Source organism: Ktedonobacter sp. SOSP1-52 (assembly GCF_016587395.1).
Map to the genome: position 1 here is coordinate 434,990 of NZ_BNJH01000002.1, position 12,792 is coordinate 447,781.

Below are 12,792 nucleotides of genomic sequence, written 5' to 3' on the forward strand. Positions count from 1 at the left end.
ACGTGGCACGTAGCAAGATCACGCTTCACGACTATAGGAATTCAATTCGGAAAGGTATATCCCAGCGCCTCCAGCACCTTCCGCGCCCGGTCCAGGTGCACCTCTTTCACAAGCAGGTAGTCAGTATCATAGGTTGAGATGGCAAAGATCGAGATGCCCGCGCCCGATAACGGGGTCGCCAGGCCCGCCAGGATGCCCGTCAGCGAGAAGTCCAGTGGACCCTCAACCTGCAAGGCCCGCCAGCCATGCTCCACCTGGACCTCCTCTGGCACGACTTCAGAGACACAGACAATCGAGAGTTCTTGACGCGTATATGTTATCGCTAGAAATTCGCGCCGGCTTAATGCCCAGGCAGGTATCTCCTGCCCCGGATCGAGCCGGCAAACGCTTAGCGGAATAGCGAGAATTACCAGTTGCATCGTTCCTGATCCCTTCAGGGTATGGCATAACGCACAATAACTTTCATGCCCGCCCCGGGTGCGCGAGCAGGGCTAACGCCTGATCTACACACGAAATTGTACGCCACCAGGATGCACCAGCACAAACCATCAGTAGCCGCGTACACCAGTAGCGGGCTCGCTACTGGTGTACGCGGCTACTATTTCTCGCTTTACTCGGCCAGTTGGAAGACGCGCTGGAAGAGGGGGACAATCTCTTCTGTGGGGATCTCCAGAGCGGCCTCGCCAATGGAGAGTTCAAATTTACTATACTGTGGGACAAGCGTGGGAGTCAGCATGCGGAAGAGAACGGTCTGTGTCTCCTCAGCGACGCGCCAGGCAGCGTCTACCAGTCGCTCACGGTCGCCACGCAGGAAGAGGTGCAGCATGTTGGTCTGCGGAGGATTGGGCAGGATTTCGACCTGGGGCAGGTCCGAGAGCGCGGCGGCGATCTCGCGCGCCTTCGCGCAATACTCGTCGATGCGCCCGAGGTGCTTCTGCATCCCTTGCCGCGCCGACAGCACATAAGGATAGAGGCTGATCAGGTTGCCTCCCTGCCGCCGCTGCCAGATGCGCGCCTCGGCGATGACATCGGCGGGTCCCGCCAGTACCGCGCCCGCGATCCCATCCAGGACCTTGTAGAATGAGACATATACGCTATCGAACAGGCTCGCGATCTCGGCATACTCACGCTGATAGAAGGGCTTGCACTCCCAGAGACGTGCACCATCCAGGTGCACCGCGATCCCGCGCTCACGCGCCCAGGTGGTAATCTCTACCAGTTCCTCCCAGGAAGGAAGCTGTCCGCCAATCTCGCGCTGGGGCAACTCAATGAGCAGCGCCCCCAGAGGCTCCGGCACACTTTTGAGGTCTTCGAGAGTGAAGACTCGGTGATCCGAACCCAGCAAAACTCGTTCCAGGCCATGCAAACGCTGGTAACTATCGTGCTCGTGAATCTCCAGGTGACAGGTGGGATGATACGCCACGCGCTTGCGCCCCTTGCGCTCACACCAGATACGCAGTGCGATGGGCTGGCACATCGTCCCGCTGGGCATAAAGACCGCGGCCTCTTTTCCCAGTAAATGGGCAATCTCCTCCTCAAACGAAGTGATCAGTTCACCGCCACCGTACCGATCCGCCTTCGCCTGTGGATCGGCAAATTCCGTCAGATCATGTAAGACCTCGCGCGGAGACCTGGGATAATGCATGGCTAGAAAACGCTTACACTGGGATAAAATACGCTCTTTATCCTGTTCAGTTATGGGCATAGAGAAATACCACCATCCTTTTACAACACTTTTTCCATGTAGAAAACTACTCAACATCCACACCTCATCCCCACCTATATGTTAACATGCGAATGTGCTGCGATACCAGATAATGGTTTGCTGTATGCTCTCCAGGTGCTCCTCGCTCTCACCTACGCTCCGGGCAAGGTCGAGAATATGTGTGACTACCTCTTCCTTTACAGGCCCTCGCCACCTGCGATACGCCTCTTGTAGCACAGGATGCGAGAAATCACCGGGGCGCATGGCTAGCAGCGAGAGCAAGACATTGAGATGGTCGCCCGAAAAGTGCTCTAAGGAGAAGCGGGCGCGCTGTTCCTGGGTAAGTGAGGGGTTAAAAAAGGGGGCATCACGCTGGGCGCGGCTGCATGCATAGTGGTAGTCAACCCGCGCGCCTCTTGTATTCAACATGATCACGATTGCACGCACAATATCGGCCTCCAGGGTGCGTGGAGGATGGCCGGAGGGATGCAAGCGATAGTTCAAGAATGGTGTGCTCACAATTCCATCAAGTACCGCCCGCGCGCTATCAGGCCGTACCGCCTGCTCTCGGGCGAAGCGCGTGTACACCTGCTGCGCCAGGACGATAGGCTCTACTACATGTGCCCCTTGAAAGAACCTACCGATATCGTGGAAGAGTGCCAGGTGCTCTATCACCTCGTGATGCAGGAGGCGCCCATCTCGATGCTCAATTTGTGTCGCCAGGCGGCTCACCTTGTCGAGCACCTCCCAGGCATGCTGAAAGCCAAACTCACGATCCGCGAAAAAGCACTCTATCTGCGCAGTACAATCCGGTAATGCCCTGAACAAGACATCCCGCCACTGGTCCAGACCTGGGGCATAATCCAGTCTCTTCAAGATGGGCCTCCTTGCTTGTTTCATCTTTGACTATAAGCAAATTTATCGCATCTTGTCTGGCACAGAAAAAAAATGTTGGCGCACAGTGCTACGTAGCCCACATACGCCCTAATAAGATCACGCGTCTTCATCAAAATTACGCCTGGCAAGGGCTGCGATAGCCACGAGTGCGGGCTCGGCATCGTCGCCTTCGGCCCGTACCAGGATCTCGGTCCCCTGCGGCACCCCTAGCTTCAAGACGGCCAGGATACTCTTGGCGTTGGCGACCTTCTCCCCAACCTGGAGCGAGATGTGCGCTCGAAAACTGGCCGCCGTCTGAACCAGCAGGCGCGCAGGACGGGCATGGAGGCCAACTTTATTGGTGATTTTGAGTGTTGTTTCTAACGCTGCCATAGACAATGCCTTCCCTATGCGAATCTAGACAGAGAGGTACAACATGGAGAACGCCCACGAGTTTAAGGATGGACCTTCGGCAGAGTATGCGCCTCAGCTGCGGCGGCTGCCACTGCATCCAGGGTATTGCCAATCGAGGACTCGACCGCGGCGACCACGGCCCCTTCGACCAGCGCGCCTGAACTCACAATCACCCGCCGCTCCTTCTGTTCAGCGCAATAGGCCTCTACAGCCATCTCAACCGACATGGCCGCGCTCCCCAAATCAAGCAAGACCAGGACACCATCACGCCCCTCGACCGTGTGCAGCGCGGCCAGAATTTTCTCAACCGACGTTCCTAATGAGCCATCCGGCCCGCCACCCGCCGCGACGATGGACACCTTGCCTTGCGCCATCTGGCTAGCCAGTTCAACAACGCCTTCCGCCAGCCGTGCACTATGTGACACGATGACTAACCCGACTCCCATGGCTTAGCTCCTCGTTCTTTCTGCATGTGCGTAAGGTCTCTCGTCATCGATAGGTCTCCGCGAGCGCTTGTAGCATCAAGGTACTTGATGTCGCTCCGGGGTCCTGGTGACCAATACTGCGCGCACCAAGATAGCTGGCCCGCCCCTTCGTCGCCAGCAAGGGAATCGTGCTCTTCATGCCCGCTTCCGCTGCACTACTGCACACTTGCAACAGTTGAGGCATCTCCACCCCCTCACCCTCGGCCTTGCGCGCGGCCTCCAGGGCGGGAAGTAGCGCATCTAACATAGTTTTCTCCCCCACCGGGCCTTGCCTCGTACCTGGATACCCTCAACCATCGCGGCGAGTAGCGCAACCACGTCCGCCTCCTGCAATTCTTGCTTACCCGCCATCGCGATACCCGCGCGCAAAAATGCGGTGCCATAGAGCGGGCCACTGGCGCCCCCAACGGTGGAGACAAGCGTGGTCCCCACCGTCTTAAGGATGGTGCCGCTATCAGCGCTCGCCAGGGCAGGCAATTTCTCAACGACAGCCCGAAAGCCCCGGTCCATATTGATGCCATGATCAGCATCCCCAATGGCGGCATCTAACTGCGTCAGATATTCTCGCTGTTCATGCAACACCTGCCCTATCCGCTGCAACCAGGCAATAAGCTTCTCGCTCGTTATCGGCATACATTCTCTCCCTACGTGAGTACGTTTGTAAGCTGCCAGCATAAAGCTACTACAGACATACTCCTTATCGACAACGCTAGATGCCCCAGCGCAACGCAGGAGTATGGACAGGTGCGTCCCAGTACTTCAATATTTCATCGTCCGTACGCAGGAGTGTAATCGAGCAGCCAGCCATCTCTAGCGAGGTGATATAGCTCCCCACCAGGGAGCGCGCGATAGTAACATTCTTTCCACGCAGGATCTTTGCCAGTTCGTTCGCCACCACATAGAGTTCGATCTGTGGCGTCCCCCCCATCCCATTTACAAAGGCGATCACCCGCTCACCTGCCTTGAGTTCCAAATCTTCTAGAATCGGGTTGACCAGCATCTCGGTCACTTCCGCGGCCGAAGCCAGGGGCACACGCCTGCGACCAGGCTCGCCATGAATGCCAATGCCGATCTCCATCTCATTCTCACCCAGGTCGAAGGTTGGTTTTCCCATGGCTGGCACGGTACAGGAGGTCAGGGCCATGCCCATACTACGCCCATTGGCATTGACGCGCTGCGCCATCTCGGCGATCTCCTCTAGAGAAGCACCGGTCTCCGCCAGGCCACCCACAATTTTCTCCAACAACACGGTGACGCCCACACCACGCCTGCCAGCGGTATAGAGGCTATCCTGGACCGCGACGTCGTCGTTCGTGACCACAGAGGCAATTTCGATATCTTCGGTCGCCGCCAGTTCCGCCGCCATCTCAAAGTTCAGCACGTCGCCTGTATAGTTCTTAATAATGTAAAATACACCTGCGCCACCATTCACGGCCCGCGTCGCAGCCAGCATCTGATCGGGGACAGGCGAGGTAAAAATCTCGCCGGGGCAGGCCGCGTCCAACATCCCACGCCCTACAAAGCCGCCATGCATCGGCTCATGTCCACTCCCACCACCCGAAATAATTCCCACTTTCCCCTGGACCGGAGCATCGGCGCGCACGATCACCTGGCTCTCGTAGTCGACACGAATCAATTCTGCGTGCAGGGCTTCCATACCTGCAAGCGCCTCTTTAACCACATCCTCCGGCCTGTTGATGAGCTTTTTCATGCGAGTCCGCCTCCTTTGGTCTCCTAAACAATTCCACCATGGAACATCACTCGTCCCTCGACAACGGAGCATCGAGTTTCGAAGTACTCGCGTATCAAACCTGTATCATAGCAGCCCATCCAGCTACCTAAGCTCCACTTCCCCCATCCCCTTAATGCACTCAGACTTACCTGCCAGTATCACCCCTTCTCACCTCGCCATCAACCCCACATCAGCACACATATTTCGCTCAAGTAATCTAAGTATAGCACAGGAATTGCGTCAATGGCATTTCCGGGACATCACATAAAAAAAGCTCAACACAATACATTGTACCCCAATATACGTCACCCATATCCCCCTTCTCATTAACCGTGATTATTCCACACCCATTCCGCCTATCAATAAAAGTGTGTGCCTTTTGCAGGAGAATACCTGCAAAAGGCACACACTTTTATTGACCACTGAGCGCCGCAGACGCGAAGGGTGCATGGGCAATGGCTACCAATATCTATACAACATGATCTAGCTGTAGTATAGTTTATGCATATTTAGCATCATCTATTTATGACGGCAAAAATAAGTATACGCGAAGGGACAGCTCTCATGGCGAAAGATGGCTTTATTTCCCAACCGGCGGTCGCAAGAACCCTTGGACGCTACCAGGTAATCAAACGCATCGGCCGTGGTGGTATGGCCGATGTCTGGCTCTGCGAAGATCCGCGCCTGCACCGCCAGGTGGCAATTAAAACCCTCCCCGCCCATGCGCCAGATGATGTAGCCTTTACACGCCGATTTGAAGTGGAGGCCCAAGCCGCGGCCGCGCTTACACACCCGCATATTGTATCGGTACATGATTATGGTGAACATTCCCTACTCAATGGACAGGTGATTACCTATATCGTTATGCCCTACCTCCCAGGCGGCTCGCTCGCCGACCGCATCGAGGCGCTGGCATCCGCGAAGCAACATATGCCCATTGAAGAGGCCCTGATCTATCTCGCACAGGCCGCCGACGCCATTGATTACGCCCACCAACAGGGGGTCGTCCATCGCGATATCAAGCCTGGCAATATGCTTCTGCGTGATGCTAACTGGCTCCTGCTCTCTGACTTCGGCATCGCACACTTGCTCTCTGGCAACGACGACGAGGTCCATACCGGCGCGGGCTTCGGCACACCGGAATATATGGCTCCCGAACAGGCCAGGGGGCGCGACGTTCCCTCCAGCGATATCTATAGCCTCGCCGTCATTGCCTTCCAGCTTTTTACTGGTCGCCTCCCCTTTATCGCGGAGACGACCTATGCGCTAAGCGTCCAGCATATCCTCACGCCTCCGCCCTCGCCACGCCAGTTCAATCCCCAGCTTCCCGTACAGCTTGAGCAGGCCATCCTGCACGCCCTGGCCAAAAAGCCAGAAGAGCGTCCGGGTTCTGCCCACGCCTTCTTTGCCGAACTCATTCGAGCCTATCCAGAGCTTGCGCCTCGCTTCTCCGCCGAGGCCCCTCTGCCCGCCACACCACACACACCGCATACGCTTCCTCCCTTGAATGAGAGTGCGTCACTCTCTCGCGCTCAGCACGCGACGATTACCCAACCTCGCCCACGCTTTTCGGGACTCTTGCCAGCGACCGATAAGCCTATCACACGACGTACCGCGCTGGCTAGTGGTGGTATCGCGGCCCTGCTGCTTGCGGGTGGTGGCTCCGCCTGGTTTCTCACTCACCAGGGCAAACCTACACCTAAGCCGCCTGTCCGGGCTTCCACGCCGTCGCCTAAACCCAATCCCAATGGCCCGAACCTGGTCATTCGCGATATCAATATAGATACGATCTCAGGGCTGGCCTGGTCGCCTCAGGGCAATTTCTTGACGACCACGCCAGGCACAAGCGACACCATCTATATCTGGGACATTGAGCATATGCGCGCCAATGCCACTCCCCAGCCTGGCGCCAAATGCAATCTAAAATATGGCTCCAACACCCTGGCCTGGTCACCTGATGGAAGCATGCTTGCGCTAGGCAATACGAACGAAGAAGCGCTCTCTGACTTTCACACAGTTTCTCTTGATCTTTATGCACGAGATCTCTCAGCTCTTGCTTCAGGTTTTCAAAAACCCATCTTTGCCAAAGGAGCGGGCACCCTGAGTGGTCTCACCTGGACACGCCAAAAGTATCTTTTCTCTGTCTCATATATAGCAGGTGCAGAGGACTACCAGCATTTTTACCTCTGGGGGCTGGATTGCAATAAGCCAGGGCAAACCACGATGAACGCCACGAAAATCAAAGCATATATAGGAGGTGGCATTAGCCCATCGAATACACTTTTAAAAGCCTCACCCGATGGGCAGAAGATAGCTATCGCATGCGCAGGCGGCGTCCTCGTAGGTACCGCGAGTATGAATGGAAGTCATCCCACCTGGCAAGATGCCCCCGGTCTGCTGGCCCTGCCCGAAAATCAGAACTTTCAGGATATCCTCACTGTTAGCTGGTCCCCTGATGGTAGTAAAGTCGCAGGCTATTACAGCAGTAATACGACAGCCCTGGCCGTCTGGGATGTGGAAAAAGGTACAAAACAAACACCTCTCACAACCAGCCTTCCAAACAAAATTACGACCCTGGCCTATGGCACCAATGGTAAGACGCCTCTCATCGCCACCGGAACCCCCAATGGTCAGATACAGCTCTGGGATACTAACAGCTTTGACCAGCCCGTCGCGACCCTCAGCAGCGACGTCAAGAAAGCTGTACAGGCGCTAGCCTGGTCTTCAGACTATAAATGGCTGGCTGCCAGCTACAACGACGACTACGCGACGACTCACATCTGGAAGATGCAAGGCAGAACGTTCTAGCTCGCTCCTGATTTCGTGAACCACGTCATAGTCGCCTGGCTTCAAAATCAGATATACTTACAAGCGGCTGGCACATAGAGGAGCTATATTCGCTATTTTTAAGGATGATACGCATGATGAACGATGGCCATAACGTACAAGCGCCGGATATATCGAATACGCAGCAGCGCCAGAATATTGGACGTTATCGATTCTTGCGCCTCCTTGGGAAAGGCGGCATGGCGGAGGTTTGGCTCTGCGAGGACCCCAGCCTTCATCGCCAAATCGCGATGAAGACGCTTCAGATCTACACACAGGGAGAAGAAGAGCTTCTCGAACGCTTCAGGCAGGAGGCCCAGGCTGCAGCAGCCCTCAACCATCCGCATGTCGTCCCCATCCACGACTATGGGCAGATCGCCCTTAATGCCGATGAGACACTGCTCTTCCTCGTGATGCCGTATCTCTCAGGTGGTTCCCTGGCAGATCGCATCGATGCCTACCAGGAGCGCAAGCAACTGATGCCGCCTCGCGAGGCGCTTTACTACCTGAAACAGGCCGCGCAAGCTATTGACTACGCGCATGCCCAGGGTATCGTCCATCGCGATATCAAGCCCGCGAATATGCTCCTGCGCGGAGATAGCTGGCTCCTGCTCTCCGATTTTGGCCTGGCTCGCATCCTGGCATCCAGAAAGAATCTGACCCGTGCGGGCACGAGCCTGGGCACACCCAATTATATCGCGCCCGAGCAGATTCAGGGGCACGCCATCCCTGCGAGCGATGACTATAGCCTGGGTGTCATCGCCTACCAGCTTTTCACAGGTCAGCTCCCTTTCACTAGTGCCACACCCGCGATGACCACCATCATGCATCTTACGGAGCAGCCGCCAGCGCCTCGCTCTCTCAATCCCGCGCTCCCGCCACAACTTGAAGCGATTCTGCTCCGCCAGCTCGGCAAACAGCCAGAAGAGCGTTATTCCAGCGCCAAAGCCTATATCGCGGCGCTTGAGGAGGTCGTCCGCCTCCTCCCCTCGGAGGAAACGCAAACCACGGAGGCAACATCCACTTCAACCCAGCACCAATCCAGCTCCTCGCAGGAAGCATCTGCCCAACCAGCGGCCCAGACAACCAGGCCGCTCTCGCGCCGTAAACTTATTATTGGGGCTGGTACGGCTGTAATGGCCCTCGCGGCTGGTACGGGTGGCTGGCTAACGCTCAATCATACAATAGCGCCACCAGCACCCCAGGTCCATCACACCCCCACAGCCATCCCAACACCCGATGGGCTGGCCCTGGCTATACCCAACCAGCATCACAGCCCGGTCGCCTCGCTCAGTTGGTCGCCAACACAGAATACCTTCGCGACGGTCGCCAACGATCAGCAACTTCTACTCTGGGATAGCAACACCCTCCTCTCTCACAGCAGCCCTCAGCCACTCGCCCGGACCAGGCTCAAGCTACCTGGGACGACCAGCGCGCCCCTGCTCTCCTGGTCGCCTGATGGCAAATATATCGCGGTCGCCTTCAGCGGCGACCAGGCCGCCTCTCTCGCGCTCTACACGCCCGATCTGAAACCGCTACCCGAATTCGCGGCGCCCCTTACCCTACCAACCAGTACAATTGATGGCCTCACCTGGCTCAGTAACACACACCTCTTGCTGGCGGCCAATGATCCTGATACACAGAAGCAGCAATTTACATCCTGGCTGATTGATACAACCAATCCGACCCAGGCACCAGACACTTTTGCGCTCAATTATCGCCTGGCGGTTGAAGCAAGCACAAGCTACAAACCCGTTGTTCTAGCGACCGCAATGTCCAGCCAGCGTGCCCCCAGGGGCGAGGCAATTCTGACCTTTGCAGTCACGCAAGGCACGCTCGTTGGTCGCGTCCAGCAACAGGGAAAGCAACTCACCTGGCTCGGCGCGCCTCAGAGCACCACGGACACAACTCAGTGGAACGCCGGAAGCACGCTCTTCTCCTTCCAAAATAGTCAGGTTACGCCATCTGGAAGCGCCTTTATTGCCTATAATGGAAAAATCACGGGCAGCTATATCACGCAGCAGAATGTATCCACACTGGTTCTCTGGGACTGGACGGAGAAAACCAGCCCATTCACCCAAATCTCAACCAATACAATGCTTACCAACCTGGCCTACAAATACCAGTATCAGAGTGGCACCTTCGCTGGGGGCACCCAGGATGGGCACATTCTGGTCTGGAATATTACTCAAGGTACACTCCCCGTCGGCGACTTCGCCAGCGACACCCTCAAACATGAGGTGATCTCCCTGGCCTGGTCCTCCGATGGCAACTGGCTTGTCGCCAGCTATAACGATCCCAACAATAGTATTCTTCTCTGGAAGACACAAGGACGAGGGTTTTAACGACTATGGCACTCAATCAAGCTACAGAATGGCAAGGAAAAATGCTTGACCGCTATCGCATGCTGCATCGTCTTGGGCATGGTGGCATGGGGCAGGTCTGGCAGGCGGAGGATACAGAACTGCATCGCATGGTGGCCATCAAAATACTCCCCTCGATTCTGGCCTCAGAGCAAAGCTTTTTACATGCCTTCGCCTATGAGGCACGCGCGGCGGCTACCCTGGAGCATCCCCATATTCTGACCATTCATGCCTTTGGCGAACAGCCCATCTCGGACGACGAAATCGTGACCTATATTGTCATGCCCTATCTGCAAGGTGGCACCCTGCGTGACGTTATGAAGCGCGAGCGCTATCTCACCCGGGACCTGGCTATGAACTACCTGCGCCAGGTGGCTGAGGCCATCGACTACGCACATAGCCAGCAGGTCATTCATCGCGATATCAAACCCGCTAATATGCTCCTGCAAAATGATTGGCTCTATCTCGCGGACTTCGGCATCGCGAAACTGCTTACCAGCACCACCTATCGCAGTAAAACGTACGCCGGCAGTGGCACGCCTGAATATATGGCCCCCGAACAGGTGCAGGGGAGCGCCATACCCGCCAGTGATCGCTATAGCCTGGCCGTGATCGCCTACCAGCTCTTTACGGGTAACGTTCCCTTCCACGGCGCAACCCCCTACGACCTCATGATCAAGCAACTCATGGAGGAACCCAGGCCACCACGCGAGATCAATCCCATCTTGCCCCAGGGGGTTGAGGCCATTATCTTACAAGGGCTGGCCAAGCGCCCAGAGGAACGACCACCAAGCTGTCTCGCGTTTGTAGATGCCCTTGATAACGCCTGGAGCCAGTCTCCCATCGCCCGCACCAACCCGAACGATCCCGAGGCAACCCTGCTCGCGCCATGGAGTAAAAAGCGCCCCGAATATCTCCCTACCCATGTGACGCCTCCCGTGGCTCCCAGGACGCTTGAGGCGCCCGTAAATGGCCCGCAAACATCCCAGGGAACCACGGCTCCCCCGCCCCCTCCATCTCCCACGCACATGGCCGCCTACCCGACCACGCCTCAGACGCTATCGCAATATATGCCCACGCCCTCGGCTACTCCCATGGCTCCCGAGAAGCCAGGCGTGAGCCGACGTAGTATCCTTATCGGTGGAGCAGCTACCGCCGCGCTCCTACTGGGTGGCGGTGCCGCCTGGGCCTTCTGGCCACGCCCTCAACCCAAACTACAAGCCGTCGAGCCAGGCCCCCGCAAGTTTATCTCAGGCGCTCCCACCCTCAGCCTTATGGGACACAAGCGCCCTCTCTCTTTCATCCTCTGGAGTCCCGATGGAGCACGCGTCGCCACCGCAAGCACGGACCACTCCATCATGATCTGGGACACGAACGCCTATTTACAACAACAACATAAAGCCCTGAACATCGTCAAAACGCCCCTTCAACGCTGGCGGCTCGAAGATGTTATTAGCTACTACCAGATAAGTTGGTCTTACAATGGGCAGCGTCTCCTGGCGCTTACCCAGAGCGCGTCGACGCGCAACACGGTCTATGCCTTTGATCTGACTACCAACGCCCAGGACCCACTCGTCTACCAGGATAGCCATATTCCCAAGAGCGAGATTGGCGCACCCTCCTATTATGAGGTCGTCGCCTCGCCCACCAGTAGCCTCTTCGTAACCGATCAGCTAAGTGGGCAGAGCCTGCAACTCTGGGACCTCAAAGATATGAATCAGCCAGTAAAGACCCTTAATAACTCCTCCAAGGGGAGCGACGATAATACCAGTATCCTGACCCTGGCCTGGGCGCCTGACGGCAAGCATTTCGCCGCTTACAACAGTAAGCAACAGATACATATCTTCGATAGCAAAGGAAATAGCACGCAAACTATTGAGCTGGCGGACCGCGCTAGCCAGGTTGCTCCCAATGCCAAAAGTATCTTGCTGGAGCGCTTCGCCCTGGCCTGGTGCCCTAATAACCCCAACCTCATCGCGGTCTCCAACCTTGATGTCATCGATGTCTGGGATATCCAGAAAAAGAAACAACTCCATCGGCTAGAGACCGATGACCCCGACGCCCACGACCGCAAGGGGCTAGACCCAACCATCGCCTGGTATCCGCAGGTTTATGGCATGACCTGGTCACCCAATGGGCGCTACATCGCCGCCAGCTACAGTCATAGCCAACTTGTCCATATCTGGGATCTTGCTAACCGCGCGCCCAAGAAATCCCCCTATGGCAACGAACTGCAAACCTTGATGTTCGGCAATCCCGGACACTCAGGCAGTATTATGGATCTCGCCTGGCAACCCGGTGCAGGTCGCTACCTGGCAACCGCCTCAGCCGACAATACCGCCATCATCTGGCGCATGGATGCTTAATATCGTGGAGTGGCCCGATGAGCGC

General features: G+C 56.5%; 9 protein-coding genes and 1 pseudogene. 3 read left to right on the forward strand and 7 right to left on the reverse strand.

Annotation, left to right across the window (positions count from 1 at the left end):
* Positions 1–41: 41 nt before the first annotated feature.
* The 7 genes and pseudogenes from JMJ16_RS17575 to dhaK form a co-directional block, all read right to left on the reverse strand.
* Positions 42–419: an ACT domain-containing protein gene (locus JMJ16_RS17575; protein WP_201383565.1), complete on the reverse strand. Its 378-nt coding sequence runs from the start codon at positions 417–419 to the stop codon at positions 42–44.
* A 191-nt stretch (positions 420–610) separates the two neighbouring features.
* A complete protein-coding gene (locus JMJ16_RS17580; RefSeq protein ID WP_201383567.1) occupies positions 611–1,705 on the reverse strand; it encodes a low specificity L-threonine aldolase in 1,095 nt (364 codons plus the stop codon).
* A gap of 81 nt (positions 1,706–1,786) precedes the next feature.
* Complete coding sequence (locus JMJ16_RS17585; protein WP_201383569.1) at positions 1,787–2,581, reverse strand: hypothetical protein; 795 nt, start codon at positions 2,579–2,581, stop codon at positions 1,787–1,789.
* A 117-nt stretch (positions 2,582–2,698) separates the two neighbouring features.
* Positions 2,699–2,974: an HPr family phosphocarrier protein gene (locus JMJ16_RS17590; protein WP_201383571.1), complete on the reverse strand. Its 276-nt coding sequence runs from the start codon at positions 2,972–2,974 to the stop codon at positions 2,699–2,701.
* A gap of 62 nt (positions 2,975–3,036) precedes the next feature.
* The gene (gene dhaM, locus JMJ16_RS17595; protein ID WP_201383573.1) at positions 3,037–3,441 is read right to left on the reverse strand and encodes a dihydroxyacetone kinase phosphoryl donor subunit DhaM; all 405 of its coding nucleotides are present in this window, start codon (positions 3,439–3,441) and stop codon (positions 3,037–3,039) included.
* Positions 3,442–3,484: 43 nt separating this feature from the next.
* Positions 3,485–4,113, reverse strand: a pseudogene (gene dhaL, locus JMJ16_RS57160) (dihydroxyacetone kinase subunit DhaL).
* 76 nt (positions 4,114–4,189) lie between these two features.
* The gene (dhaK, locus tag JMJ16_RS17605) at positions 4,190–5,191 is read right to left on the reverse strand and encodes a dihydroxyacetone kinase subunit DhaK (RefSeq protein ID WP_201383575.1); all 1,002 of its coding nucleotides are present in this window, start codon (positions 5,189–5,191) and stop codon (positions 4,190–4,192) included.
* A 585-nt stretch (positions 5,192–5,776) separates the two neighbouring features.
* On the opposite strand from dhaK, the gene JMJ16_RS17610 reads away from it, so the two are divergent.
* The 3 genes from JMJ16_RS17610 (at position 5,777) to JMJ16_RS17620 (ending at position 12,767) form a co-directional block, all read left to right on the forward strand.
* The gene (locus JMJ16_RS17610) at positions 5,777–8,020 is read left to right on the forward strand and encodes a serine/threonine-protein kinase (protein WP_201383577.1); all 2,244 of its coding nucleotides are present in this window, start codon (positions 5,777–5,779) and stop codon (positions 8,018–8,020) included.
* 113 nt (positions 8,021–8,133) lie between these two features.
* The gene (locus JMJ16_RS17615; RefSeq protein ID WP_201383579.1) at positions 8,134–10,383 is read left to right on the forward strand and encodes a WD40 repeat domain-containing serine/threonine protein kinase; all 2,250 of its coding nucleotides are present in this window, start codon (positions 8,134–8,136) and stop codon (positions 10,381–10,383) included.
* Positions 10,384–10,388: 5 nt separating this feature from the next.
* Entirely contained in the window at positions 10,389–12,767 is a 2,379-nt protein-coding gene (locus tag JMJ16_RS17620) for a serine/threonine-protein kinase (RefSeq protein WP_201383581.1), read from the forward strand.
* Positions 12,768–12,792 lie beyond the last annotated feature (25 nt).